The following is a 25,634-nucleotide window of genomic DNA, read 5'->3' on the forward strand; positions in this document are numbered from 1 at the left end:
GGGCCGAGCTTCGTTCCACTACTCGGAGGGACCACACGTGAAGAGAGCACTGACGATCGTGGCGTCAGGACTGGCGGCCGCAGCCCTGGTGCTGCCCGCCGGCGGGAGCCCGGCAGCCGCGCGTGACCGCGACGGCAGCGCAGCGGGCGGCAAGCAGGCCGGTGTGCCGTCGTACACGCCACCGGCGCCGGCCTGGGGCGAGTGCGCCAGCGCACGACTCAAGGCCGCGGGTGCGGAGTGCGCGATGCTCGAGGTGCCCCTCGACTACGCGCGGCCGAACAGCACCAAGATCCACATCGCGGTCAGCCGCAAGCTGCACACCGACCCCGACTACAAGGGCATGATCGCGGTCAACCCCGGCGGCCCCGGCGGCTCCGGCCTGATCTACTCGATCCTCGGCGGCGCGATCCCGAACGGCGTCGGCGCCAAGTACGACTGGTACGGCTTCGACCCGCGCGGTGTCGGCAGCAGCGAGCCGTCGCTGAGCTGCGATCCCGACTACGCCGGCGCCGGCTACGACCGGCCGAACTACGTGCCCGAGCGCGCCGCGGACAAGCGCTGGTGGCGCCGGACCACCCGCGACTACGCCCGCGCCTGCTCGCGGTCCGAGGCGCGCGCCCTGCTGCCCTACCTGCACACGACCGAGGTCGCCCGCGACCTCGACAGCCTCCGCAAGGCCGTCGGCCAGGAGAAGCTCAACTACTACGGCTTCTCCTACGGCACCTACCTCGGCCAGGTCTACGCGACGCTGTTCCCGCAGCAGGTGGGCCGGTTCGTGTGGGACGGCGTGCTCAACGCGAAGAACGCCTTCTACCAGGCGAACCTCGACCAGGACATCCAGTTCGACCGCAACCTCGACACCTACTTCAAGTACCTCGCCGACCACGACACCGTGTTCGGCCTCGGCACCGACTGGCGCGCGATCAAGCGCGGCTACTACCGCCTGCGCGCGAAGCTCGACCGCACCCCCGCCGCCGACGGCAAGCTCGGCCCGGACGAGCTCGACGACGTGATGCTCAGCGCCGGCTACTACGTCTACGACTGGGTCGGCCTCGGCGAGGCCTACGCGAAGCTGGTCACCACCGGGGACGGCGACGACATCCTCGCCAACTATGCCGGTCCCGGCGACGACAACGGCTTCGCCGTCTACAACGGCGTCCAGTGCACCGACGCGGTGTGGCCGAACTGGAAGCGCACCCAGGCCGACGCCTGGCGGATCCACGAGCGGCACCCGTTCCTGACGTGGGGCAACACCTGGTACAACGCGCCCTGCCTCAACTGGCCGGCCCCGTCGCGCGACGCCGTCCGGGTGACCGGACGCCGGATCAGCACGCCGATCCTGATGATCGCCGAGACCCACGACGCCGCGACGGTCTACTCCGGCGCGCTGGCCACCCGGCAGGCGTTCCCGTCGTCGTACCTCATCGAGGGTGTCGGCGGCACGACCCATTCCGGCTCGCTGTCGGGCATCGCGTGCACCGACGACACGATCGCGAGCTACCTCGACACCGGTGAGCTGCCGGCGCGCAAGCCGGGCAACACCAGCGACCAGCAGTGTGACCCCGTGCCCGCGCCGGAGCCCGAGGCCGCGTCGTCGCTGCGGCTGCGCAGTGCCGGCGGCGACGTCGTCAAGGACCGGATGCCGGCGGTGCTGCGCGACGCGCTGCAGCAGGCGCAGACCATCGGTCGCTGAGTCGGAGCACGTCTCCGGGGCTCCCCTCATGGCAGACTCAGCGCCGTGAGGGGAGCTCCGACCAGTCGATCGAGGCTGGGTGCGCTGCTGGCGTGCGCGGCGGTGGTGACGGCGTGCAGCAGCGACCCGGAGCCGGTCTACCAGGAGGAGACCGCTCCCCAGTCCGTCGTGACCGAGTACGACGCCTCGCTGGAGCCCTCGGCCGCCGTACTCTCGCTGGTGCCGGACGACGCCACCTCGCTGACGGTCACCGACTTCGACCAGCTGCGGCTGGTGCTCGGCTACGGCGCGCTCGACGGCGACAGCTCGCAGCGCGAGCGCGACGCCTTCTGGCGCAAGGCCCCCACCACGGCCGCCCTCTCGCTGGGTCTCCTCGCCTCCGCCGACGCCCGGCTGCGCGCCGACTTCGGCATCGGTCGCGACGACGTCGCGTGGGAGGCGACCTACGCCGGCGACGCCTCCGGCTGGGTGCTCGCCTTCCACGACTCCGTGCCGATGGCGGCCGTGCAGCGCGCGGTCCGTGCGGGCGTCGGCCCGCTCGAGGGTGCGGTCGTCGACGCCGACCGCCACCTGGTCACCTCGGCCGAGCCGCCCGACGGCGCCGACTCGTGGGGCGCCACCGAGGAGCTGCTGAGCCTCGTCGGCCGGGAGGCCATCTCGACGTACGTCGACCGCTCCTGCCTGGACTTCGACAGCGTCTTCGGCGACGGCATGGAGGCCCAGCTGGCCGATGCCCCGAAGGCGGCGCTGCGTGCGCTCGACGAGCTCGACGCGTACTCGGTCGCGCTCGGCGCCGAGCTGGTGACCGTGCAGCTCGGCCCGAACCGGGGCGACGTCTTCGACCGGGTCCGGCTGGCCGAGGTGATGCCGCCGACCGATCCGGACTTCGGCTTGGTCATGAGCCGCGGGGTCGCCGACCCGTCGAGCGGCCGGCTGGGCTACACGCTGGCGGACGCCCCCGCGGCCGCCGCCCTGACGAAGGCCCGCACGCTGCCCTTCGCCGTCTGCCGTTCGCTCGGCTGATCAGCCCCGCAGGGCGTCGTACTGGCCCTTGTCGTGGGCGCAGATGACCGTGACCTCGTCGCCGTGGCTGCGGGCCAGCTCCTGGAGGCGCTCCAGGTTGGCGACCCGCGCCTTGTTGTCGACGGCCATCATCCGCTGGAAGGCCGCGAGCGAGGCGGGGCAGCCGGGCGGCTCGGCCACCTGGTCGCCGTGGAAGAACGCGTCGCCGGCGTGCAGGAGCCAGCCGCCGTCCGGGCGCCTGACCGCGACGCCGGAGTGGCCGCGGGTGTGGCCGTGCAGCGGCACGATGACCACGTCGTCGGCCAGCGCCTTCACCGAGGCGAAGCCGAACCAGTCGTCACCACCCTCGCGGTGCTCGGCCCAGAGCGGGTGGTGCGCCCACTGGCCCTGGACGTAGCGCGCCTTCTCCCGCAGCGTCGGGCGCTTCGCTGCGCCGAGCTCGGTGGCGTGCACGTGGATGCGCGCGTTCGGGAAGTCGCCGATGCCGCCCGCGTGGTCGAGGTCGAGGTGGGTCAGCACGATGTCGGTGACCTCGGCGGGGTCGTGCCCGAGCGCGCGGACCTGCGCGACGGCGGTCTCCGCGGCGTCGAGCGCGGGGCGGACCATGGTGAGGAACGGCCGGCCGAGCCGCTTGCGGTCGGCGAGGTCGGCGGTGCCGAAGCCGGTGTCGACGAGGACGAGCCCGTCGGGGCGCTCGAGGAGCAGGACGTGGGCGACCATCGGCGGGGCCAGCGGCGGCCGCATCGTCGCGCAGTTCAGGTGGTGGATGCGCACGGCCCGATCCTGATGGGACCGGGCCGGTGCGCGCTACCTACCGGAGCAGGATTTCTAGAGGTCCAGGTCGTGCAGCCGCTGCACGGTCGGCGAGGTCGGCACCGTGCTCGGGTCGGGGGCGGTGCCGAACAGCCGGTCCGCCGTACCGGCCGTGGTGACCGTGAACCAGTAGTGCTCGCTCTTGTAGTGGTGCAGCCGGTGGTTGCGCCAGACCTTGCGGTACCAGGCGGACTTCGGGCGGTAGTCGCTGTGCAGCAGGTAGTGCGTCCACTCGTAGCCGGACTTGATCGTGTAGACGGCGACCAGCAGCGTGAACATCGACGTCGTCGTCGGGGTGACCAGCCACGCGAGCCCGGTCCACGCCGGCGCGAGCCACAGCTGGGCCTGCCACGGGATGAAGACGAGCGGGATCTCGCGCGGGTTGGCGTGGTGGGCGCGGTGCTTGCGCGCGAGCAGCGGGTCGAGCCTCACCGGCCCGACGTGGCGCGGCTTCCAGTGCAGGATGAAGACGTGGACCAGCCACTCCACGACCGGCAGGATCGCCACCAGCCCGACCGGCACGAGCAGCTCCCACCACGACCCGGCGCCGGCGAGGACCCGGCCGACCAGTGCGGCGACCAGGCAGGTGCCCAGCAGGTAGGGGCTCGGGTGTCGCCAGAACTCGGCGAAGACCTCGCCCATCGCGAGGTTGGTACGACGCCCGGCGGCCCGGTCGCCGACGTACTTCCCGTCGAGCTTGCCGTCCAGCTTCCCGTCCAGCCGCTGCTCGTCGGCGGCCACCTTGCGGGCCGCGAAGGCCTCGACCTCGCGGGGGCTCACTGGTCCTCGCCCATCGCGTCGAAGGCGGCGAGGAGCGCCTCGGCCGTCGGCGTCAGCACGCGTGCCGCGGCAGCGCGGGCCGTGGCGGCGTCGCCGGTGCGGACCGCGGCGGCGAGCATCCGGTAGGGCTCGACCTGGCCGACCTCGGCGGCCAGCACGGCGGCCAACGCGGGCAGCGCCGGCTCGTAGGCGGTGCGCAGGCTGTTGAACATCAGCCGGAAGACGAGGGAGTCGGCGCCGTCCACGAGCAGGTCCCAGTAGTCGAGCGCCAGCTCCTGCCACCGCACGGCGTCGTCAGCGGCGGCCAGGTCGTCGATCACCCGGTCGAGCTGGGTGGCGAGCGCCGGGCCGCCCCGCTCGGCGGCCAGCGCGGCGATGCCGGGGCCGACCTCGGCGCGGGCCTCGATCACGCTGCGCGCGATGGAGGCGTCGAGGCGCCCGCCCCTGACCAGCAGTCGGGGCAGGAGGTCGAGGCCGGCGGCGCGGCGGAAGTCGCGGACGGTGGTCGCGCCGCCGTGGCGCACCTCGACGAGCCCGGTCTGGGCGACGCGCTGGAGCGCCTCGCGCACGGCCGGCCGGGAGATGCCGAGCACCTCGGCCAGCCGGCGCTCGCTGGGCAGGGGCTCGCCGACGGCGAGCTCGCCGTCGAGGACGTCGTCGAGGACCTGGTCGAAGACCTCGTCGGCGACGGAGCGGCGGGTCACGGGTCGCAGTGCCATGCCGACGACGGTAGGCCGAACCGGCTTGGTGGTCAAGTGGTCATACCAGTTTGATCGGCCCGATGACGCCTGTGCAGCACGCCGCTCGTACCCTGAATCCGTGGTGCGATGGTGGAGCGTTCGACTGTGGGGCGCCCATCTCCTCGCGCTCGTCTGCGTGGCCTTCGCGGCCGGCATGGGCGTGTGGCAGTACGACGCCTGGCAGGAGCGCCGCGCCGCCGAGCAGATGGACCTGACCGAGGCCTCCCCGGTGCCGATCACCGACGTGCTCGGCCCCGACGACCCGTTCCCCACCGCCGGCCTGGGCCGGCCGGTCGAGGTCCGCGGCACCTTCCTCGACGCCGGCACGGTGCTGGTCTCCGGCCGTGACGGCGCCGACGGCGAGGACGGCCGCTGGCTGGTGACCCCGCTCAGCGTCGGCGCCACCGACCAGCCCGCCGTGCCCGTGGTCCGCGGCTGGGTGCCCGCGGACACCACGATCGACGACGTCCCCCCGCCTCCGTCGGGCGAGATCGAGCTCGTCGGCTGGCTGCAGCCCACCGAGGCGGCCGAGGACGGCGACACGGACCCCGAGCAGGGCGTCATCCCCCACCTGCGGGTGGCCGACCTGGTCCAGCTCCTCGACGGCCAGGACCTGTACGGCGCCTATGTCGTCGCCCGCGAGCCGCTCGCCGCCGACGCCGCGGCCGGCGTGGACGCCGCCACCCTCGACCAGCTGCCGCCGGCCAGCCGGTTCACCGGCCTGCGCAACATCCTCTACGCGATCGAGTGGTGGGTGTTCGCCGCGTTCGCGGTCTTCCTGTGGTGGCGCCATGTGCGCGACACCACGGCGGCCCCCCTGCCCGGGGAGCCCGCCGACGTGGACGACCCGGAGGGCGTCTCCCCATCGACGGCATAGGCTCGGAGCCGTGACCAAGCTCTTCCACACCTATCGCGTGCTCGCGCTCGTGGTGGGTGTCCTCCTCGTGGTCGGCGCGCTCAGCTCCCTGTGCAAGTACCTCCTCGAGGACGGCAGCACCCTCCAGCAGCTGGGCGACGACCTCACGCTGATCTGGATCGTCCACGGCTGGGTCTACATCGTGTACGTCGTCGTGGCGTTCCTGCTGAGCCAGAAGGCCCGCTGGAGCCTCCCCCAGCTGGGGCTCATGCTCATCGCCGGGCTCATCCCCGGCCTGATCTTCTGGGTCGAGCACCGGGTGGTCGAGCGCCTGCGTGCCGACCACCCCGAGCTCGCCCGCGCCTGATGCCCGCCGACGAAATTGATTGACGTCAATCAATTTCGCCGGCGGCCCCTGCCACGCTGACCGAGGCCTGTGGAAGCGGTCGGCGGCGGCCGGCTGCGCCGTGACACGCCGTTGTCGGTGCTCGACGCCCGGTCGCTGCTGGAGCAGCACGCGGCGGCCGCGAAGTCGGTGGCCTCGCGACCCGCCGCGTGAGCTGGTCCGCCCTTCTCAGGCCTCGTCGGCCGACTGCCAGACCGGCTCGCTCCCGCCGCCCTGCAGCTTCTTCGCGATCGCGGCGACGGCCACGCCGAGCCCGGCCAGCACCAGCAGCTTCTTCAACGTCCTCATCCCAGTCTCCTCCTCGATCGGTGTCGACCCCAGCATGGTCCACGCCCCCAATGGCCGCCTCGTAGGATCGTCAGCGTTGCCGGCCACCGATGACCGGCGAGACACGAACCAGCCAGAGACGAGGCACCCCATGGCAGACCAGGCCGTCCTGAAGACGAACAAGGGCGACATCACGATCAACCTGTTCCCGAACCACGCGCCGCTGACGGTCGCCAGCTTCGCCGGCCTCGCCACCGGCAACCCGGTCGAGGTCTCGGCCGACGGCCCCTACACCCCCGACCGCCGCGGTGGCTCCACCGGCGAGGGCCCGTTCTACGACGGCCTCACCTTCCACCGGATCATCCCCGGCTTCATGATCCAGGGCGGCTGCCCCGACGGCATCGGCACGGGCGGCCCGGGCTACCAGTTCAAGGACGAGCCGCACCCCGAGCTCACCTTCGACAAGCCCTACCTGCTCGCGATGGCCAATGCCGGCCCGGGCACCAACGGCTCGCAGTTCTTCATCACCGTCGGCCCGACCACGTGGCTGAACTTCAAGCACACGATCTTCGGCGAGGTCGCCGACCAGGCCGGCCGCGACGTCGTCGACGCGATCGCCGCCGTCCCGACCGGCCGCAACGACAAGCCGGTCGAGCCGGTCGTCATCGAGTCCGTCACCATCAGCTGACCGCACCGGATCGAAGACAACGCGCATGACCAACCCTCCGGTCGGGGTGCCGACCTGCTACCGGCACCCCGACCGCGAGACCTGGATCCGCTGCCAGCGCTGCGAGAAGCCGATCTGCCCCGACTGCATGCGCGAGGCGGCGGTGGGCTTCCAGTGCCCCTCCTGCGTCGCCGAGGGTCAGAAGTCGGTGCGCCAGCCGACCGCGGCGTACGGCGGCACGCCCTCCAGCAACCCGGCGCTCACCTCGATCGTCCTCATCGCGACCAACGTCCTGGTGTGGATCCTGGTGACCGCGACCGGGCGCTACTCCAGCGCCCTCTTCGACTGGTTCGCGCTGAGCCCGCGGGGCGCGTGCCGCGAGGGCGACAGCTACTACCCGTTCATCACGGACGCGGCGACCTGCAACGCAGGCGCGTCGGCGCGGTGGGTCGACGGCGTCAGCGACGGCGCCTACTGGCAGCTGGTCACCAGCATGTTCACCCACGTCGAGCCGTGGCACATCGGCTTCAACATGCTCGCCCTGTGGGTGCTGGGACCACAGCTCGAGCGCGTCGTCGGGCGCGCGCGCTTCCTCGCGATCTACTTCCTCGGCGGCCTCGCCGGATCCGCGGCCGTCTACTGGCTCGCGGCCGAGCAGGGGACGACGATCGGCGCCTCCGGTGCGATCTTCGGCCTGATGGGAGCCCTGGTCGTGATCGGCCTGAAGATCGGCTCCAACCTGCAGGACCTGCTGATCTGGGTCGGCATCAACGTCGCGCTGACCTTCACGCTCTCCAACATCTCCTGGCAGGGCCACTTCGGCGGCCTCGCCGGCGGCGCCGCCGTCACGGCGCTGATCGTGTTCGCGCCGCGCAGTCGGCGCGCGACGCTGCAGGCCGTGGGGCTCGGTCTCTTCGCCCTCCTGATCGTGCTGGCGGTCCTCGCCCGCACGGTGGTGCTCGCCTGATATCCCCAGCTTTATCCACCGGTGTGGATGAATGACACCGATGTAGTTCTCCCCAACTGGGGAGAAAGCTGTGGAGAAGGCCTCAGGCGACCGTGAAGTCGAAGTACGTGTCCGGGTACGGCTCGTCGCGCAGCGTGTAGTGCCACCACTCGCAGTCGAAGCGCTCGAAGCCGCTCGCCTCCATCACCGTGCACAGCTGGTCGCGGTGCCACGCCTCCTCGGCCGTGATGCCCGCGGCCCCGTGGTGCGAGACCGGGTCCATCAGGTCGTGGTCGCCGCCCATCGCGGCCAGCTCGCCGGTGTCGAGGTGGAACAGGGTCAGGTCGACGGTGCTGCCGCGGCTGTGGCCGGAGCGCCGGGCCACGTACCCGAGCTCGATCATCTCCGGGCGCTCGAGGCGCGGGTAGTGCCGCGGCTTCGTGCGGCCGTCGTCGGGCTGCTCCGACCACGCCACGAACCGGTCCACCGCGCGCTGCGGCCGGTAGCCGTCCCACAGCAGCAGCCCGAAGCCGCGCGCCGCCGCCTCGTCACGGGCCACCCGCAGCGCCGCGCACAGCGCCCGGGTGCCGATGATCCGGTTGGCGAGGTAGCCGTCGACCGGCGTGCCGGTGAAGTTGTCCCAGGTCGCGTACTTCGCGTCCCAGCGGACGCCGGGCACGAGGTCGTCGACGTACACGAAGTCGGCGCTCATCGCCCCGCCCGGGCCAGGGTCAGCTCGACCAGCCGGTCGAGCACCGCCGGCAGCGGCAGGCCCGCCGCCGCCATCATCCGCGGGTACCGGCTGTACGACGTCAGGCCGGGCATCGTGTTGACCTCGTTGAGCACGACCTCGCCACCCGGCGTGAGGAACAGGTCGACCCGGGCCAGGCCGGAGCACCCCAGGGCGCGGTAGACCGCGACCGCGACCTCCTGCACCCGGCGCCGGTCGGAGGCCGGGATGTCCGCGGGGACGACGAAGGTCGCGTTCTCCGAGCCGGACTCGGGGGTCGCCTCCTGGTGGATCCGGAAGAAGCCGTGGGACAGGGCGACCCGGTCCACCTCGCCCACCAGCAGGTCGGCGCCGTCGCCCAGCACCGCACAGCCGATCTCGCTGCCGGCGACGGCGCCCTCGACGAGCACCTTGGCGTCGTACACGCGGGCGGTGGCGAGGGCCGCGGCGAGCTCCTCGGGACCGGTCACCTTGCTGACCCCGAAGGAGGAGCCGGAGCGCGCCGGCTTCACGAAGACGGGATAGCCGAGCTCGGCCGGGTCGAGCTCCTCGTCGCTGAGGACGACCCGGAAGTCCGGGGTGGCGATCCCCGCGGTGCGCACGAGCGTGTACGCGAGCGCCTTGTCCATGCAGGCCGCCGAACTGGGCACGTCGCAACCGGCGTACGGGATGCCGGCGAGCTCGAGCAGGCCCTGCACCGCCCCGTCCTCACCGAGCCGGCCGTGCAGCACCGGCAGCACGAGGTCGAGGTGGACGGTCCGCACCCCGTCCCCGGACGGTACGACGAGCCCGTGCACGGCGCGGTCGGGCGCCACGAACGCCGGCCGGCCGCCGGAGCCGTTCCAGTCGGCGTCGGGCCCGTCGCACAGGCGCCACTGCCCGTCGCGGGTGATCCCGACCCAGTGCACCCGGTAGCGGTCCGGGTCGAGGCTGCGGGCGACCTCCCGGGCCGACTTCACGGAGACGTCGTGCTCCTCGCCGATCCCGCCGAACAGGACCCCCACCGCGAGCCGCTCCTCACGCCCGGCCACGGCTGCTCCTCCGCTCGAAGTCGAGGCAGGTCGCGAGGGTCTGCTCGACCGTGTCGGCGAGCGCGTGGTCGGTGTGGAAGGCGGTGTGCGGGCTGATCACCACGTTCGGCATCTCCTGCAGCCGGGCGAGGGCCGGGTGGTCGAGCGGGCCGGTGCCGTGGTCGGCGTAGAAGATCCCGCGCTCGCCCTCGACGACGTCGAGCGCTGCCGCGGCCAGGTGGCCGTCCTCGAGCGCCGCGACCAGGGCGGCCGTGTCGACCAGCGCACCGCGCCCGGTGTTGACGAGCACCGCGCCCGGCCTCATCCGGGCGATCCGGCCCGCGTCGAGCAGGTGGCGGGAGTCGCGGTCCAGCGGCGTGTGGAGGGTGACGACGTCGCTGCCGCGGAGCAGCTCGTCGAGCGGCACGTGGCCGGCGCCCGGGCGCTTGTCGTGGGTGAGGACCCGGGCACCGAAGGCGTGCAACCGGGTGACGACGGCCGAGCCGATCCGGCCCGTGCCGACCACGCCGACCGTGAGGTCGCGCAGCTCCCGGCCGCGCTCGTCGGCGAGCCGGTAGTCGTGCAGGTCGGCCCGGCGCACCATCGACTTCGCGTGCCGCAGGGCCATCAGCACCAGCATCAGGGTGAAGTCCGCGACGCTGTCGGGGGAGTAGCGGACGGTCGCGACCTCGATGCCGAGGCGGGCGGCGTACGCGCGGTCGATGTGGTCGTCGCCGATGCTGCGGGTCGAGAGGTGCTCGACGCCCGCGCGGCGCAGCGCCCGCAGCGTGGTGCGGGTGACGTCGTACCGGTGCCCGACGCTGACGCACCTGCTGCCGCGCGCGAGCTCGGCGGTGTCCTCCATGACCGGCAGCGCGCTGATCGCGGTGCGGATGCCGAGACGCGACGAGGCCGCCCGGAACAGGGCGGCCTCGTCGGGGTCACAGCCGTAGATCGTGATCGTCGTCGGGAGCGCCGGGGAGACGGCGCGCTGGTCTGCTGCGGGGCTGGAGCGCATGGGCCCCAGTCAAGGCAGGACGACGTTGCCGGCCCGTATGCGTTTTCCGATACGCGCGCGATATGCGCGCGCCGTCACTCCCAGCGGGTGGCGAAGGTGAAGCCGACCGCCATGAACGCGATGCCGACGAAGAGGTTCTTCTGGCCCAGGTCGTTGAAGATCGGGATGTCCTTCGGGTCGTTGCCCGTGAGGAAGATGTAGAAGATGCAGATCCAGACCAGGCCGATCAGGAAGCAGCCGAGCATCCCGACCACGACGCCGCGGCCGCGGCCGAGCGGGGTCTTCGGGTGCGCGGAGATCGCCAGGCCGAGGAAGAGCGCGATGAAGCCGATCAGGTAGTTCTTGCCCTCGAGGTCGGCGAAGAACGACGGGCCGCCGGGCTGGTTGGGCTTGCCCTCGGAGTTGAGGCTGCCGAAGCCGTCGGTGGGCCGGATGCCGAAGTAGTAGTAGAGGATCCAGCCGATGCCCCCGAGGATCAGCACCAGCGCGATCGCGAAGCGGATGCTCATCACCGGACCGCGGTCGGGGTCAGCGAAGATGTCGCCGTCGTTGTTCTTCGACAGGCGGGGCAGCTTGGCCACGTCAGGGCTCCTCGATCATTTTCGGTCAGTCTGCCCGGCTGTGCTGCCGGGGCGGGGCGATGCGGTCAGGGGTCCGGGTGGACACTGTCAGTATGACGGGTACGCACGCGGGCGCTCCGCCGGGCCACCGGACCAGCCGGTCGCTGGCCTGGCGGGTCGGGACACCGGTCGTCGCGCTGCTGAGCGGCAGCCTGCTCGCCGTGTCGGCGGCGAACAGCGACGGCACCGATCTCCGCCCCGGACGGTACACCGACATGGCCGGTCTGGTGGAGGCCGAGGCCAACGACTACCAGGGCGTCGAGGACCGGCTCAACGAGCTCACCGACGAGGTCGACCAGCTCGGTGCCCGGGTCAGCGACCGCGGCGTCAACCTGGCGCGGGCCGAGGCCGCCGAGCTGCGCGACCCGGCGGGGCTCACCCCGCGGGAGGGCCAGGGTCTGCGGATCACCATGCAGGACGCCCCCGACGAGCTCGTTGACGAGGCCATCGAGTTCAACAAGCAGGCCGACCCCGAGGACCGGCTCAAGCTCAACCGGTTCGTCGTCCACCAGCAGGACATCCAGGCAGTGGTCAACGCGCTGTGGGCCGGCGGCGCCAGCGCGGTGACCATCGCCGGCCAGCGGGTCATCTCCACCACCGGCATCAAGTGCCGTGGCCCGGTCGTCCAGCTGCAGGGCGTCCCCTACTCCCAGCCGTTCGTGATCGAGGCCGTCGGCGACCAGTCCGGGCTGCTCGAGGCCATCGACGCCGACGGCCTGGTGAGCGGCTACCGCACCGACGCGGCCAACTCCCAGATCGGCATCGGCTGGTCGATGGAGGCCGAGGAGCGGGTCAAGGCGCCGGCGTACGACGGCCTGCTCGACCTGCAGTACGCCCGCCCGCTCAGGAACTGACGCTCAGGAGCCGGCCTTCAGCGACCGGCCCTCAGCGACCGGCCCGCAAGGGACTGGGCAGTCCCCCGAGCGGCCGCTCCGTGCCGCCCCCGGGTCCGCCGCCCGGGCCCGGGTCGAGCGGGTTGAGCGGGTCGGTGCCGTCGGCGACCTCCTGGCCGTCGCTGATCCCGTCGGCGTCGCTGTCCGGGTTGCTCGGGTCGGTGCCCGCCGCGGCCTCGTCGGTGTCGGAGAGCCCGTCGCCGTCGGTGTCGACCGGCTCGGTCGGCTTCACGTAGACCGACACGAAGATCACCACGTCGTCGCCCTGGTTGCGGGTCTCGCCGGCCGCCGGGATCTGCTCGGTGATCCGGCCCTTCTTCTGGCTGTCGTCGGACGCGTCGGCGTCGCGGACGACCGGGTTGAAGCCGGCGTCGCGGATCAGCTTCTCGGCCTGGGCCTGCGTCTTGCCGACGACGTTCGGGACCTTGCTCGGGCCGTCGGACACGCAGAGCGTGACGTCGGTGTCGGTGCCGACCATCGTGCTGGGGATCGGGGTCTGCTCGACGACGGTGCCCTTGGGGTCGTCGGCGTCGCAGTCCTCGAAGCGGATGTTCTCCCGCGGGATGCCCGCGTCGGTCAACGTCTTGAGCGCGACGGCGCGCTTCGAGCCGGTGACCGTCGGCATCGCGAAGTCGCACGGCCCGCTGGAGATGGTGAGGTAGACGGTCCCGGTGGGCGCGATGTAGTCGCCGCCCTCCGGCTCCTGCTTCAGGACCACGCCGGCGTCGAAGTCGTCGCTGCACGCCACCGCGCTGTGGTCGCTCTCGAGGCCGGCCTCGCCGATCTCGCTGCGCGCCTTGTCGACCTGCTTGGTGACGACGTCGGGGACGCGGATCTCGGTGGGGGTGTCGTCGAAGAGCTTGGGCCACACGGCGTACGCCGTGCCGAACAGGGCGAGCAGGAGGACGCCGAGCAGCACCCACAGGCCGACCTTGCTGCGGCGGTCGTCGCGGGCCGGGGGGAGCGGCTGCCGGACCGCGGTCTCGGGACCGGGGTCGTGCGGCACCGGCACGGGCGCGGCCACGGCCGTGGGCCCGGTGGCCGGCTCGCTGACGACGGCCTGGACCGGGCGGCCGGCGAGATAGCGCTCGATGTCGGCGCGCATCTGGGCGGCCGACTGGTAGCGGTCCTCGACCCGCTTCGCCAGCGACTTCATCACGATCGCGTCGATCTCGGGGGTGAGGTCGTCCTCGTGCCGCGACGGCGGTACGGCGGGCTCCCGGACGTGCTGGTAGGCGACCGCCACCGGGGAGTCGCCGACGAACGGCGGGCGCCCGGTCAGCAGCTCGTAGAGCAGGCAGCCCGCCGAGTAGACGTCGGAGCGCGAGTCGACGGTCTCGCCGCGCGCCTGCTCCGGGGAGAGGTACTGGGCGGTGCCGACGACGGCCGCGGTCTGGGTCATCGACGACTGGGCGTCGCTCATCGCCCGGGCGATGCCGAAGTCCATCACCTTCACGTCGCCCGACGGCGTGAGCATCACGTTGCCGGGCTTGATGTCGCGGTGGATGATCCCGGCGCGGTGGCTGTAGTCGAGGGCCGACAGGACGCCGCTGGTGATCTCCAGCGCCCGCTCGGGGAGGATCTTGCGGCCCTCGCGGAGGATGTCGCGCAGGGTGCGCCCGGCGACGTACTCCATCACGATGTAGGGGACGACCTCGTCGCTGCCGTCGGGCTGGACCGCCCGCTCCTCGCCGGTGTCGTAGACCGACACGATGGCGGGGTGGTTGAGCGAGGCCGAGGACTGGGCCTCGCGGCGGAACCGGGCCTGGAAGGTCGGGTCGCTGGCCAGGTCGGTGCGCAGCCGCTTGACCGCGACGACCCGGCCCAGGCGGGTGTCGGTGCCCTTGCGGACCTCGGCCATGCCGCCGCGGCCCAGCAGCTCGCCGAGCTGGTAGCGGCCGCCGACCACCGGCCCCGAGCCGTTGTTGCCGTCGTTGGGTGGGGTGCTCATCCGTCGGCTCCCAGGTCGCTGAGCGGGTCGGTCGGTGCGGTCGTCGGCTCGGTCGGCGTCGTGGGCTCGGTCGGCTCGGTCGGCGTCGTGGGCTCGGTCGGCTCGGTCGGCTCGGTCTGCTCCACCGGACCCCAGTAGTAGATGACGACGGAGTCGCCCTTGTTGAGGGTGCCCGAGCGGGAGAACTCGGCGACCGTGTCCTCGGGGCACGAGCCGTCGTTGGGCGTCGTGAAGCGCTCGACGGAGACCTGCAGCTCGAGTTCGCTCAGGTCCTGCTGCGCCGTGCGGTAGTCGGCGGAGCAGACGTAGTCGTCGGCGTCGAACTCGACGACGGTGCTCTCGCTGGAGGTCTCCTCGGTCGGCGTCGTCTCCGTCGTCGCCTCGGACGTCGTGTCGTCGGCGGTCGGCTCGTCGTCGCCGCCGCCGAGCAGCAGGATCGCGACCACGACCGCCGCGATGACGAGCAGGATCACCGCGATCGCGGCCGGCCACGGCGACGTACCGGTCTTCTGCTTCTCGTCGTCGCCCGCGTACGCCGCCGGCGAGTCGAGCCGGCGCATCGGCGCCGACGGGTCGGGGACCGGCGCCGGGACCACCCCGGTGACGGGCGGCAGGACCCGGGTCGCCCCCTCGGCGGGGGTCGGCGGCGGCACGGCGCTGGCGCCGGACGGGTTGCGGACCGCTGCGGCGAAGGCCGAGCCGTCGGCGAAGCGCTCGGCCGGGTCCTTGGCGAGGGCGCGCGTGACGACGGCGGCCAGGTCGGCGGGCACGCTGGCGGGCAGGGTCGGGACGGGCTGCTGGAGGTGCGCGAGCGCCGTCGCGACGGGGGTCTCGGCCTCGAACGGCCGGCGTCCGGTCAGGCACTCGTAGGCGACCACGCCGAGCGAGTAGACGTCGGAGGCGGGCGTCGACGGGTTGCCGCGCGCCTGCTCCGGGCTGAGGTACTGCGGGGTGCCCATCACCGAGCCAGTGCGGGTCAGCGCCGCCGAGTCGGCGGCGCGGGCGATGCCGAAGTCGGTGATCTTCACCTTGCGGTCGGGGGTCACGAGGAGGTTGGCGGGCTTCACGTCGCGGTGCACGATGCCGGCGCGGTGCGCCACGCCGAGCGCTTCGGCGGCCTGGGCGATCAGGTCCTGCACGACGGCGGTGTCGATCACCCGACCGTTGGAGCGCGCGCTCGCGAGCAGCGCCGAGAGCGGCTGGCCGTCGACCAGCTCCATGACGAGGTACGGCGGCAGGGTGCCGGTGTCGTCCGCGCCGTAGTCGTAGACGCCGGCGATCCCCGGGTGGTGCAGCGCCGCGGCACTGCGGGCCTCGCCCTCGAAGCGGGTCTGGAACATCGGGTCGTCGGCGTACTCGGCCTTGAGGACCTTGACCGCGACCGGCCGGTTGAGGCGGGTGTCGGTGCCGCGCCAGACGACGCCCATGCCGCCCGTGGCGATCACGGAGTCCAGGTGGTAGCGACCGGCCCGGTCGGCGTACTGGCTCTGCTCGCTCACTTGTTCAACACCGCTTCCATGACTGCCTTCGCGATCGGACCGCCGAGCTGCCCGCCCGCGATCTCCTTCCCCGGTGCCTCCTGGATCATGACCGCCACGGCGACCTCGGCGTTCTCGGCCGGCGCGAAGGACACGAACCAGCCGTACGGCGCCTTGCCCTCGACGCCGCGCTGGGCGGTGCCGGTCTTGCCGGCGACCTTCACGCCGTCGATCGCGGCCGGGGACGCGGTGCCGTCGTCCACGGTCGAGACGAGCAGGTCGGTGAGCTGGGCGGCGGTCTGCGGCGAGATCGCGTCGCGGAGCTTCTCCGGCTCGGTCGTCTCCAGCACGTCGAAGCTCGCGGTCTGGATCTGGTCGACCAGGTAGGGGCGCATCAGGCCGCCGCGGTTGGCGATCGCGGAGACGACCATCGCCATCTGCAGCGGCGTCGCCTGCACGGAGAACTGGCCGAAGCCGGAGCGGGCGGTCTCGGCGTCGTTGAGCTCGCGCGGGTCCTGCGGCTCGCCGTCGATGGTGTCGACGACCTCCTTCGGGAAGACCGACCGGGCCTGGGGCCCGAGGTCCTCGAGGTAGTCGCTGTTGAACCCGAACGCCTCGGCCGTCTCGCGCAGCTTCTTCGGGCCGAGCTTGACCGCCATCTTCGCGAAGGCGGTGTTGCAGGAGTTCTCCATCGCGGCCGCGAACGAGATCTCCGCCGGGCTGCATCCGGTGCGGCCCTCGTTGTCGATGACGTTCTGCGAGCCGCTGGTGCCCGGCGCCTGCCAGGTCGCGCCGGAGGGCACCTGGTCGTCCTGGTTGTAGAGGCCCTCCTCGATCGCCGCCGCGGCGGTGACCACCTTGAAGGTCGAGCCCGGGAAGAGCCGGGTCTGGATGGCCCGGTTGAGCAGCGGCTGGTGCTCGTTGGCGTCGAGCCGGTCGTAGGCCTTCTCCCGCACGTCGCGGCTGTGGGAGGCCAGCTCGTTCGGGTCGTACGAGGGGAAGGACACCATCGCGAGGATCCGGCCCGTCTTCGGCTGGATCGCGACCACGGAGCCCTCGCCGTCGGGTCCGACGGTGTCGCGCAGCGCGCGGTAGGCGGCCCGCTGCGCCTTCGGGTCGAGGGTCAGCGAGACATTGCCGCCCTGGTTGGTGTCGCCCTTGAGGAGGTCGACGAGGCGGTTGACGAACAGCCGTGGGTCCTCACCGGAGAGCACCTCGTTCTGGCTGCGCTCGAGGCCGGTCTGGCTGCCGAGCTGGAGATAGCCGGTGACCGGCGCGTAGAGCTCCTTGCCCGGGTAGACCCGGAGGTACTTGTACTGGTCGTCGACCGGCACGCTGCGGGCGATCGGCTCCTCGCCGACCTGGATCAGGCCACGCTCGCGGCTGAACGCCGCCGCCGCGACCCGGGCGTTGCGGGGGTCCTTGTTGAGCTCCTCGGACCGCCAGAACTGCAGATAGGTCACGTTCGCCATCAGGGCGAGGAAGAGGAACATGCAGAAGATCGAGACGGCGCGGATCGGCTTGTTCATCGCAGGCCCTCCCCGGTGGTCGAGGAGGTCGCGCAGCGACCGGTCGTCCCGGTGGTCGAGGAGGTCGCGCAGCGACCGGTCGTCCCGGTGGTCGAGGAGGTCGCGCAGCGACCGTCACGAGACCCCTGTGCCCGGTGCACGTGCTCACTCACGACGGCACCACCTTCACGATCTGCGTGGCCTGCTCGTCCTCGTCCTCGGTCTCCGTGAGGTCGGGCAGCGGGCGCCGGGCCTGGTCGGAGATGCGCAGCAGGATCGCGATGATCACCCAGTTGGCGACCAGCGACGAGCCGCCGTACGACAGAAAGGGCGTGGTCAGGCCGGTCAGCGGGATCAGCCGCGTCACGCCGCCGATGACCACGAAGATCTGCAGCGCGAAGACCGCGCCGAGGCCGGTGGCGACGAGCTTGCCGAAGCCGTCGCGCGAGATCAGCGCGGCGCGGAGGGCCCGCTCGACGACGAGGCCGTAGAGCAGCAGGACCGCCATCACCGCGGTCAGGCCGAGCTCCTCGCCGATGGCGGCGAGGATGAAGTCGGACTCGGCGTACGGGACCCGCTCGGGCATGCCCTCGCCGAGCCCGCGCCCGACCATGCCGCCCCACGCGAAGCCGTAGAGCGCCTGGACGAGCTGGTAGCCGCTGCCGTCGGGGTCGGCGAACGGGTCGAGCCAGATGTCCACCCGGGCCTGGACGTGGGAGAAGATCCGGAACGCGACCGTGGCGCCGCCGAAGAAGAGCAGGCCGCCGACGACCAGCCAGCCCGGTCGCTCCGTCGCGACGTAGAGCATGACGAGGAAGAGCCCGAAGAACAGCAGGCTGGACCCGAGGTCGCGCTGCAGCACGAGGATGCCGAGGCTGACGACCCACATCATCAGGATCGGGCCGAGGTCGCGACCGCGTGGCAGGTCGATGAAGACCACCCGGCGCCCGGCGAGGGCCAGCGCGTCGCGGTGGACGACGAGGTAGCCGGCGAAGGTGACGACCAGCAGCACCTTCGCGATCTCGCCCGGCTGGAAGCTGAACGGGCCGAGCGCGATCCAGATCTTCGCGCCGTTGATGGTGCGCCCGATGCCGGGAAGCATCGGCAGGATCAGCAGCACGATGGCAGCGAGGCCCGAGGTGTAGGTGAAGCGGGCGAGCAGCCGGTGGTCGGGCAGCACCACGAGGGTGCCGACGAAGAGGACGACGCCCAGCGTCATCCAGGTCAGCTGCTGGCTGGCCAGGCCCGTGTCCTTGGCGAGGTCGAGGCGGTGGATGATCGCCAGGCCCAGCCCGTTGAGGGCGGCGACGACGGGGAGCAGCACCGGGTCGGCGTAGGGCGCGACGATCCGCACCGCGACGTGGGCGGCGACCGTGAGCACGGTCAGCCAGCCGCCGTACCCGATCAGGTTGGTGGGGACCTCGCCGTCGACGCCGAGCCCGACGGCGGCGTAGGCACCGATGCCGACGACGAGCGCGAGGACGAGGAGGAAGAGCTCCGCGCCCCGCCGGCGGCGGTGGACGAAGCCCATCAGGGCGGAGTTGGTGGCCATCACTCCACCGGGGCGAAGTCGCTGGCGTCGCCGGTGGGGTCCGGCGTGGCGGGCGACGTCGGGTCGGGGGTCGTGGACGGCTCGGGCGACTCGTCGGCCGGGTCCTCGGCCCGGTCGACCTCGCCGGCGATCTGCTGGACCTTGTCACGGGCGGCGTCGTAGTCGTCGGCGGGGATGCCGTCCTCGACGCTCGAGGCCAGGCCGTCGGGCAGGTCGTCGACGGAGATGTCGGAGACCTCGTGTACCGAGGACAGCCCCGGGACCTCGACGCCGCGGTAGATGACGACCTTGCCGTCGTCCTCACCGACGTAGTACTGCCGCTGGCTCCACCAGTACGCCGTGCCGAGCACCACCCACACCAGGCCCACCAGCACGGCGAGCCCCAGCAGGCGGCGCGGCCAGATGAAGCGCGGCGGCGCCTGGGGGGCGTAGCGCATCGCCTCGGGGTCGGCCGGCGGGTCGGCCCGGATGGCGTAGTCGATGCCCTCCGGGATCTCCGCCGCGACCGGCTCGAGCTCGCCCGTGTCACCGGAGCGGTGGCCGCGGAAGAGCGCGCGGGGGCGACGCTGGCGCAGGTCGGCCGCGGCGCCGACGATCATCGGCTCGTGGGGGACGGCGTCCGGGACGGCCTCGGCGACGTCGGCCACGACGCAGGTGACGTTGTCGGAGCTGCCGGCGTCGAGGCTGGCACGGACCATCTCGATGGCGCTGAACTCCGGCGAGCCGTCGGCGAGGATCTCGGTGATCCGCGGGTCGTCGAGCACGCCGCACGCGCCGTCGCTGCAGAGGAAGAGGCGGTCGCCCGCGACGAGCTCGAGCGCGAACAGGTCCGGCTCGACGTCGTGCAGGCCGTCCAGCGCCTTGAGGATGAGGTTGCGGTGGGGGTGGACCCGCGCCTCCTCGGCGGTGATCCGGCCCTCGTCGATGAGGCTCTGGACGAAGGTGTGGTCGTTGGTCAGCTGGGAGAGCTCGCCGTCGCGGAGCAGGTAGGCACGGGAGTCGCCCACGTGGCCGAGCGCCAGCCGGGTGCCGTCGAAGAGGGCGACCGTGGCCGTCGTACTGGTGCCGTTGAGGGAGGGGTCCTGGTCGACCTGGTTGCCGATCGCGACGTGGGCCTCGTGGATGCCGTCGCTGACCCGGTCGAGGACGTCGGCGCTGCCCGGCGGCTCGTCGAGCTGGCGCAGCTCGTTGACGGCCGTGCCGGAGGCGATGTCGCCGCGGGCCGCGCCGCCGACACCGTCGCAGACGGAGAGCAGCCACGGGCCGGCGTACCCGGAGTCCTGGTTGTCCTTGCGGACCCGGCCCACGTCGGAGACGGCGTAGAAGTCGAGGCTGAGCGGCGCCTTGGGCGCCTTGGCCGGCGCGTCGACGGTGTCCTGCTGGAAGACCTCCGGGACCTCGGCGGTCGGGTCGGGCGTGGGCCGCTCGGGCGCCTCGGGGTTCTCGACGGTGTCGGGCGCGGTGCTGTCGAGGGGGGAGTCCTCGAGCGGGACGTCCTCGTCGGGGGTGGGGGCCATCACTTCCTCAGCTCCACGATGGTCTTTCCGATCCGGACCTGCGAGCCGAGCCCGATCGGGACGGGCTGCGTGATCCGCTGGCTGCCGAGGTAGGTGCCGTTGGTGGAGCCGAGGTCCTCGACGTACCACTGGCCGCCGGACGACACGATCCGCGCGTGCCGGGTCGACACGTAGTCGTCGTCGAGCCGGATGGCCGCGTCGTTGCCGCGTCCGATCAGGACCGGCGCGTTGGCGAGGTCGGCGGTGATGCCGGTGTTGACGCCCTGCACCACCGCGACGTGGGTGGGCTGGCCGCGACGCGGCGCCGGCGGCGGCTTGGGGGCGCGCGGCTGCTTGCCGGGCGCGGCCGGCGTGGGCACGCGGGCGCCGAACATGTCCGAGCGGATGACCGAGATGGCCGACAGCACGAAGATCCAGAGGATCGCGAGGTACGCGATCCGCACCAGGAACAGGGTCAGCTCAGACATCGGAGGCCTCCTCGAGGAGCCGGAGGACGAGGGACGTGTGGCCGACCTGGACCCGGGAGCCGTCGCGCAGGGTCGACCGCGCGACCTTCTGCCCGTCGACGCGGATGCCGTTGGTCGAGCCCATGTCGTGCACCTCGACATGGACCGGTCCGTCGCCGGGAGCGGCGCCGGTGCCGGTCTGGGTGGTGATGAGGAACTCGGCGTGCCGCCGGCTGACGCCGGGGTCGTTGATCCGGATGTCGGCCTCGCTGCCGCGCCCGACCACGAGGCCCGGCGCCTGCAGCGGGTGCTGCGTGCCGTTGACCTCGAGGACCGCGCGGGTGCGCTGGCTGCTGCTGCGCCGCGAGTGCCCGGTCACCGCCGCCTCGGCCTGGCTGCGCACCCGGAACCGGCCGGTGGTGAGGTCGTCGGCCGCCTCGAAGGTGATCCGGATCGGCCCGGGGAAGACGTAGGACTGCAGCTCGGCGTGCTCGGTCAGCTGCTCGGTGAGCTCGGTCGCCAGCGTCGAGTCGTACGGCGCCAGCCGCTCCAGGTCGCCGGGGGACAGCTCGACCACGAAGCTGTTGGGCACCAGCCGCCGCTGCCGCGAGAGCACCTGCGCCTTGTTGTCCAGCTCGCGCTGGAGCGCGGCCGCGATCTCGACGGGCTGCACGGCGCTGCGGAAGGTCCGGGCGAACACGCCGGAGATCGCCTGCTCCAGCCGCTGCTCGAATCGCTGCAGTCCCCCCACGTGCCTGCCCTCCTCTCGCCGGTCGGTCGTCCGTCGTCTGCGTCATTGCCCGTCGGGCCTGTCCGGACACGGGTCACTCGATCGTATCGGTGGCGGCCTCGAAGCCCCGGGACCTCGTCCGCCACCCCCCGGTTTTGGGCGATGGGGCGAGGCTGGGATAGCCTTGCCCGGCTGTCGAAAGACAGTGACGCGCGAGTGGCGGAATAGGCAGACGCGCACGGTTCAGGTCCGTGTGTCCGAAAGGACGTGGGGGTTCAACTCCCCCCTCGCGCACGTGAGTAGCCCCGGGGATGACCTGGGGCTTTACTCATTTCCGGAGTTAGCCTGATCGCCCAAGGGCGCACGAAGGGTGCACCAGCCTCTACTCGGAGAGGTTTGGACATGGCATACATAGAGAAGCGACACCGCACAGACGGCGGGATCTCGGCGCGCGTGAAGTGGCGTCTGGGAGGCACCCGAGACGGTGCGATACAGCTCGAGGTCTTCAGTGCCGGGACCGACGCACAGAACCTCGCACGGGCCGACGGCTTCAAGAAGATGGTGGACGCTGCTGGCCAGCGGTGGCCGGCCGGCTGGGTAAAGGGCGAGGGATTCGTCCGACCGGCCAGCGAGGCGGACCCCCTAACCGAGCCCCCGCGGTTCGTTGACATCGGCGAGGAATACGTCCGCCAGATCGTCGACCTCTCGCCCGGCCAGCGCAAGCGCTACCTGGGCCACCTCCGCATGCTGGAAGAGACCAGGATCCGAGGATCACTGATCTTCACAAAGCCGGTGACCGCAATCACCGAGGCAGACCTCAAGGATTGGTTGATCGACTGGGACCGGTCACTCAAGACGAAGGCGAACTATCACGGCCTGATCTACGGAGTCTTCGGATACGCCGTCAAGCGCGGTTGGCTGCCTGCGAACCCTGCCGTCGGGACGGCACCACGGATGTCCAGGGTGAAGCAGTCAAGACCTGAGCTGCGCTTCCTCACCGAACGAGAACTGCAGCGTGCTGTCGAACTGGCCGGACCATACGCCGACCTACTGACCGTTGCCGTGGGCACCGGCATGCGATTCGGCGAACTCGGAGCTCTCTGGGTCTCCGACGTGGACCTCGAGCGTCGCACGATCCGAATCAACAAGGCGTGGAAGCGCAATGGAGAGGACGACGCAACCGACGTGCCCGGGTGGCTCGCCAAGCTGTTGAAGGCCAAGCACACGATGCGCGATCACCACCTCGGCGTACCAAAGACCACCAAGTCGCGCCGGACGATCACCATCTCGCCTGCGCTCGTCGCCGTCTTGCGCAAGCGGATCAGAGGCAAGGCAGCTGACGACTTCGTCTTCGTGTCGAACGCTGGATACCCGCTGCACAACGGGGACTTCAGCACGCACGTGTGGCGAAAGCTGATGACGGCCCTCGAAGCCGAGGGCATCAGTCGATTCAGGTTTCACGACCTGCGGCACACCCACGTCGCGTGGTTGATCGCTGGCGGTGCACCATTGCCCCACATCCAGGCACGGTTGGGGCATGAGTCGATCACGACGACGATCGACACCTACGGCCATCTACTTCCCGCCGGTGACGAACTCATCTCCGGCATCATCGACACTGCGCTGACCGGAGGGACAATCCGCCCCAGCTCTGGGTCGTCCACGGGAACGAAGGCGAAGGGAAAGAAGTCCAAGAAGCACGCCAAGGCGGCTTCGGACCAGCGCTTGTCGCCTTTGGCCGAGAAGAGCGTCGGCACTTGAGGCCGACCCGCTGTAGTTCACCGGGCCCGAGCTTGCACAAGCTGGCGCGGCCGCGGGACCGCACACGGATCAGAGCTTTGAGCGGCGACGGTTGGATCCCGGCGGCCGGACGGCAGTCAGCGCGTCGGGTGAGGCGGAGACTGGCTGCTCTCCCGCCTCGATCAGTTCGTCGAGGTGCTCTGGGCGAAAACGGACATGCTTGCCGATTCGTGTGCATCGCACTCTCCGCTCCCGAACAGCATCCGCGACCCACCTCGTCGGAACGTTGAGATAGGTAGCCGCCTCCTCGATGGTGAACAGCGGACGCCAGCTCGATGCCTCGCTCACAGCCGTCCCCCGGTTTCTCGAACGTCCATGACGACGGTCGACGGAGCGATCCATCGCCGCACCTCGTCGACCGTCGTATAGAGCCGCCCATTGCCGTTGAACCTCCAGAATCGCGGGCCAGACCCTCGTGATTGCCAGGCATGCACCGTCGCCTGCGGCAGTCGAGCAAGACTGCAGAACTCGTCGATGGTCAGCAGTGCGCTGCCATTCCAGTCGGCAGGGATTTCGATGGGCTGCACGAGAACGCTCCTCTCAATGTCCGGACGGTCTCCTAAGTCCGTGCAGCTCCCCGGGGCGATCAAATCCGGCCAACTTGCTAGAAGAGCGACACCGCCGGGTACGTCGGTCGCATCGCAGCTCCCCATCGTGCGTTGGTCGTCTGAGTCGCCTTCCGACGAGCAGACACGCGCTACGACACTGGGCGGTAGAGTTCGCCGCTGATGGTCTCCGCCCTTGACCCCTCAGAACTGCGCGCTGCTCGCGAGAAGGCTGGCCTGACTCAGCACGAGTTGGCACGTCTCGTTGGTGCTGCTGGCGGGGAGCGAGTATCGCGCTGGGAGCTCGGCACGTCCGTTCCCCGGCCGGACTTCCTCGTCAGACTCGCAAGAGCCCTCGATATCCCGACCCTTCGTCTCATTCACATTGACGGCGAGATGCCCGACCTCAGGGCACTTCGACTTCAGGCTGGGCTAACGGTGCCGAGGCTGGCCGCGGCCGTGAACGTGGCTGTGCCTACCTACTACGCGTGGGAACAGGGTCGCTGGGCTCGGCTCCCTGCGTCCAAGCAGCTCGACAAACTCGCCCTCGCGCTAGGGCAGCCCCTTGATGTCGTTGACGCCGCCTTCTATGAGGCTCAACGTCAGCGCGCGCGGGGAACGGAGAAGTAGCCGCAGGCCGGAGTTCCGACGCGGTCGGCACACGCCCCAGGTTTTGACGGATATCCACAAGGAAAAAAGCCCTTCCGGGAGAGCCGGATGATTTGTGGTCCCATGGATCCGGACGTTCGGTGCGCGAAGAGCAGGTCAGTCCCATCGGGGGGACTGACCGCGCAACCGCTCCCGGTCAGGACTCGGGCGATGACATCTCGGAACTGGTCACCTGTGGACAGCAGTCAGGTCGATAGAAAGGCACTAGTGTGTTTGTGTCGAGTGGGGTTGCTGTTGACCGCTCCGAGCCCGTCTTGACACGTAGGTGATCGAGACAGGAGAGGACTCGGGAACCATGTCGATGAACATCACTCAAGAGCACTCGGGCGAGGCGCCCGCGAACAGCTCAGGGACGCCGCCCGTTAATCACTTCCCACGGCTCCGACGACGCCGCAGGCGTTGGGTGTTCGCAGTCTGTGCAGCATTGGTCGCTGCCGGAGCGCTGGGCACCTCGTTCGCCTTCACCTCGGTCAACGACACCCAGGAGGTCCTCGTCGTCGCCAACGACATCAAGCGCGGCGAGACCATCGACGTAGGTGACCTGGCCGTCGTCCGAGTCAGCGTGGATCCCGCGCTGACCCCGGTCCCCGGCAGCCAAAAGGCCCAGCTGGAGGGCAGCCGCGCGGCGGTCGACCTGTGGGCCGGCACCCTGCTCACTGAGCAGGCAGTCACCGACAGCCTGGTGCCGGGGCAGGGGGAGTCACTGGTGGGCATCAGCCTCACTCCCGCCCAGATGCCTTCGGAGCCTCTCTACGGCGGCGACGCCGTCCGGATCGTCACCACGCCCGGCGACCAGGGCGAGGTGACCGACAAAGAGCCGGTCACGATCGAGGCAGTCGTGGTTGGTGTTAGCCGCGTCGAGGAGACGGGGGAGACCGTCGTCGACGTCTCGGTGCCCGAGCGCGAGGCCGCCGACCTGGCCGCCCGTGCCGCCACCGGACGCGTCGCGCTCGTCCTGGACGCCCGGGAGCGCTGA

27 protein-coding genes and 1 tRNA gene are annotated in these 25,634 nt (G+C 71.2%); 12 read left to right on the forward strand and 16 right to left on the reverse strand.

The features are described 5' to 3' along the window. Positions 1-37 precede the first annotated feature (37 nt). Both BJ993_RS09860 and BJ993_RS09865 read left to right on the forward strand, forming a co-directional pair. The gene (locus BJ993_RS09860) at positions 38-1,693 is read left to right on the forward strand and encodes an alpha/beta hydrolase (protein WP_179648619.1); all 1,656 of its coding nucleotides are present in this window, start codon (positions 38-40) and stop codon (positions 1,691-1,693) included. Positions 1,694-1,738: 45 nt separating this feature from the next. Next, complete coding sequence (locus BJ993_RS09865; RefSeq protein ID WP_179648620.1) at positions 1,739-2,716, forward strand: hypothetical protein; 978 nt, start codon at positions 1,739-1,741, stop codon at positions 2,714-2,716. On the opposite strand, the gene BJ993_RS09870 is transcribed toward BJ993_RS09865, so the two are convergent. The 3 genes from BJ993_RS09870 to BJ993_RS09880 are packed head-to-tail and all read right to left on the reverse strand — an operon-like array spanning position 2,717 to position 5,028. Continuing rightward, positions 2,717-3,490 (reverse strand): MBL fold metallo-hydrolase, encoded by a 774-nt coding sequence (locus tag BJ993_RS09870; protein WP_179648621.1) that lies wholly within the window; start codon positions 3,488-3,490, stop codon positions 2,717-2,719. It lies immediately after the preceding gene. Between the two features lie 54 nt (positions 3,491-3,544). Continuing rightward, positions 3,545-4,309: a sterol desaturase family protein gene (locus BJ993_RS09875; RefSeq protein ID WP_179648622.1), complete on the reverse strand. Its 765-nt coding sequence runs from the start codon at positions 4,307-4,309 to the stop codon at positions 3,545-3,547. Continuing rightward, positions 4,306-5,028, reverse strand: a complete 723-nt coding sequence (locus BJ993_RS09880) for a FadR/GntR family transcriptional regulator (RefSeq protein WP_179648623.1) — start codon at positions 5,026-5,028, stop codon at positions 4,306-4,308. Before BJ993_RS09880 ends, BJ993_RS09875 begins: the two co-directional genes overlap by 4 nt. 100 nt (positions 5,029-5,128) lie before the next feature. Here BJ993_RS09880 and BJ993_RS09885 point away from each other — a divergent pair, with 100 nt between their 5' ends. The 5 genes from BJ993_RS09885 (at position 5,129) to BJ993_RS09900 (ending at position 8,212) form a co-directional block, all read left to right on the forward strand. Beyond that, positions 5,129-5,926, forward strand: a complete 798-nt coding sequence (locus BJ993_RS09885; protein ID WP_179648624.1) for an SURF1 family protein — start codon at positions 5,129-5,131, stop codon at positions 5,924-5,926. A gap of 10 nt (positions 5,927-5,936) precedes the next feature. After that, a complete protein-coding gene (locus tag BJ993_RS09890; RefSeq protein WP_036543790.1) occupies positions 5,937-6,272 on the forward strand; it encodes a DUF3817 domain-containing protein in 336 nt (111 codons plus the stop codon). Between the two features lie 69 nt (positions 6,273-6,341). Beyond that, positions 6,342-6,464, forward strand: coding sequence for a hypothetical protein (locus tag BJ993_RS25805; RefSeq protein WP_257026853.1), 123 nt, complete (start codon positions 6,342-6,344; stop codon positions 6,462-6,464). Between the two features lie 265 nt (positions 6,465-6,729). Continuing rightward, positions 6,730-7,266, forward strand: coding sequence for a peptidylprolyl isomerase (locus tag BJ993_RS09895; protein ID WP_036543786.1), 537 nt, complete (start codon positions 6,730-6,732; stop codon positions 7,264-7,266). Between the two features lie 25 nt (positions 7,267-7,291). Continuing rightward, on the forward strand, positions 7,292-8,212 hold the full coding sequence (locus BJ993_RS09900; RefSeq protein WP_179648625.1) for a rhomboid family intramembrane serine protease: 921 nt from the start codon (positions 7,292-7,294) through the stop codon (positions 8,210-8,212). 82 nt (positions 8,213-8,294) lie between these two features. Here BJ993_RS09900 and vanX read toward each other — a convergent pair whose 3' ends face one another. The 4 genes from vanX to BJ993_RS09920 form a co-directional block, all read right to left on the reverse strand. Next, complete coding sequence (gene vanX / locus BJ993_RS09905; RefSeq protein WP_179648626.1) at positions 8,295-8,903, reverse strand: D-Ala-D-Ala dipeptidase VanX; 609 nt, start codon at positions 8,901-8,903, stop codon at positions 8,295-8,297. After that, positions 8,900-9,952, reverse strand: coding sequence for a D-alanine--D-alanine ligase family protein (locus BJ993_RS09910; protein ID WP_179648627.1), 1,053 nt, complete (start codon positions 9,950-9,952; stop codon positions 8,900-8,902). The genes vanX and BJ993_RS09910 overlap by 4 nt, the downstream gene beginning before the upstream one ends. Beyond that, the gene (locus tag BJ993_RS09915; protein WP_179648628.1) at positions 9,939-10,949 is read right to left on the reverse strand and encodes an NAD(P)-dependent oxidoreductase; all 1,011 of its coding nucleotides are present in this window, start codon (positions 10,947-10,949) and stop codon (positions 9,939-9,941) included. The genes BJ993_RS09910 and BJ993_RS09915 overlap by 14 nt, the downstream gene beginning before the upstream one ends. 74 nt (positions 10,950-11,023) lie before the next feature. Next, complete coding sequence (locus tag BJ993_RS09920; RefSeq protein ID WP_036543780.1) at positions 11,024-11,530, reverse strand: cell division protein CrgA; 507 nt, start codon at positions 11,528-11,530, stop codon at positions 11,024-11,026. 92 nt (positions 11,531-11,622) lie between these two features. Between BJ993_RS09920 and BJ993_RS09925 the strand changes: the two genes are divergently transcribed. Continuing rightward, positions 11,623-12,423 (forward strand): DUF881 domain-containing protein, encoded by an 801-nt coding sequence (locus BJ993_RS09925; protein ID WP_051932064.1) that lies wholly within the window; start codon positions 11,623-11,625, stop codon positions 12,421-12,423. A gap of 31 nt (positions 12,424-12,454) precedes the next feature. Here BJ993_RS09925 and pknB read toward each other — a convergent pair whose 3' ends face one another. The 7 genes from pknB to BJ993_RS09960 form a co-directional block, all read right to left on the reverse strand. Further along, the gene (pknB, locus tag BJ993_RS09930; protein ID WP_051932063.1) at positions 12,455-14,413 is read right to left on the reverse strand and encodes a Stk1 family PASTA domain-containing Ser/Thr kinase; all 1,959 of its coding nucleotides are present in this window, start codon (positions 14,411-14,413) and stop codon (positions 12,455-12,457) included. Beyond that, positions 14,410-15,912, reverse strand: coding sequence for a protein kinase domain-containing protein (locus BJ993_RS26325; protein WP_051932062.1), 1,503 nt, complete (start codon positions 15,910-15,912; stop codon positions 14,410-14,412). The genes pknB and BJ993_RS26325 overlap by 4 nt, the downstream gene beginning before the upstream one ends. Beyond that, on the reverse strand, positions 15,909-17,420 hold the full coding sequence (locus BJ993_RS09940) for a peptidoglycan D,D-transpeptidase FtsI family protein (RefSeq protein ID WP_036543778.1): 1,512 nt from the start codon (positions 17,418-17,420) through the stop codon (positions 15,909-15,911). Before BJ993_RS09940 ends, BJ993_RS26325 begins: the two co-directional genes overlap by 4 nt. Before the next feature lie 148 nt (positions 17,421-17,568). Further along, complete coding sequence (locus tag BJ993_RS09945) at positions 17,569-18,951, reverse strand: FtsW/RodA/SpoVE family cell cycle protein (RefSeq protein ID WP_036543776.1); 1,383 nt, start codon at positions 18,949-18,951, stop codon at positions 17,569-17,571. Beyond that, the gene (locus BJ993_RS09950) at positions 18,951-20,468 is read right to left on the reverse strand and encodes a PP2C family protein-serine/threonine phosphatase (RefSeq protein ID WP_179648629.1); all 1,518 of its coding nucleotides are present in this window, start codon (positions 20,466-20,468) and stop codon (positions 18,951-18,953) included. Before BJ993_RS09950 ends, BJ993_RS09945 begins: the two co-directional genes overlap by 1 nt. Further along, the gene (locus tag BJ993_RS09955; RefSeq protein WP_036543774.1) at positions 20,468-20,935 is read right to left on the reverse strand and encodes an FHA domain-containing protein FhaB/FipA; all 468 of its coding nucleotides are present in this window, start codon (positions 20,933-20,935) and stop codon (positions 20,468-20,470) included. The genes BJ993_RS09950 and BJ993_RS09955 overlap by 1 nt, the downstream gene beginning before the upstream one ends. Continuing rightward, a complete protein-coding gene (locus BJ993_RS09960) occupies positions 20,928-21,665 on the reverse strand; it encodes an FHA domain-containing protein (protein WP_036543773.1) in 738 nt (245 codons plus the stop codon). The genes BJ993_RS09955 and BJ993_RS09960 overlap by 8 nt, the downstream gene beginning before the upstream one ends. 189 nt (positions 21,666-21,854) lie before the next feature. Between BJ993_RS09960 and BJ993_RS09965 the strand changes: the two genes are divergently transcribed. Further along, a tRNA-Leu gene (locus BJ993_RS09965) sits at positions 21,855-21,938 on the forward strand. A gap of 108 nt (positions 21,939-22,046) precedes the next feature. Then, positions 22,047-23,405, forward strand: a complete 1,359-nt coding sequence (locus BJ993_RS09970; RefSeq protein ID WP_179648630.1) for a tyrosine-type recombinase/integrase — start codon at positions 22,047-22,049, stop codon at positions 23,403-23,405. Between the two features lie 69 nt (positions 23,406-23,474). On the opposite strand, the gene BJ993_RS26740 is transcribed toward BJ993_RS09970, so the two are convergent. Together BJ993_RS26740 and BJ993_RS09980 are read right to left on the reverse strand one after the other, a co-directional pair. Continuing rightward, positions 23,475-23,786 (reverse strand): helix-turn-helix domain-containing protein, encoded by a 312-nt coding sequence (locus BJ993_RS26740; RefSeq protein WP_373366949.1) that lies wholly within the window; start codon positions 23,784-23,786, stop codon positions 23,475-23,477. Continuing rightward, the gene (locus tag BJ993_RS09980) at positions 23,729-23,971 is read right to left on the reverse strand and encodes a DNA-binding protein (RefSeq protein WP_179648632.1); all 243 of its coding nucleotides are present in this window, start codon (positions 23,969-23,971) and stop codon (positions 23,729-23,731) included. The genes BJ993_RS26740 and BJ993_RS09980 overlap by 58 nt, the downstream gene beginning before the upstream one ends. 201 nt (positions 23,972-24,172) lie before the next feature. Between BJ993_RS09980 and BJ993_RS26745 the strand changes: the two genes are divergently transcribed. Then, positions 24,173-24,619, forward strand: coding sequence for a helix-turn-helix domain-containing protein (locus BJ993_RS26745; protein ID WP_179648633.1), 447 nt, complete (start codon positions 24,173-24,175; stop codon positions 24,617-24,619). A gap of 463 nt (positions 24,620-25,082) precedes the next feature. Then, positions 25,083-25,634 carry an SAF domain-containing protein gene (locus tag BJ993_RS09990; protein ID WP_257026854.1) on the forward strand — a complete coding sequence of 184 codons (552 nt, stop codon included), beginning with the start codon at positions 25,083-25,085 and terminating at the stop codon, positions 25,632-25,634.

The sequence above is a fragment of the Nocardioides aromaticivorans genome, assembly GCF_013408525.1.
GTDB classification, from domain to species: domain Bacteria; phylum Actinomycetota; class Actinomycetes; order Propionibacteriales; family Nocardioidaceae; genus Nocardioides; species Nocardioides aromaticivorans.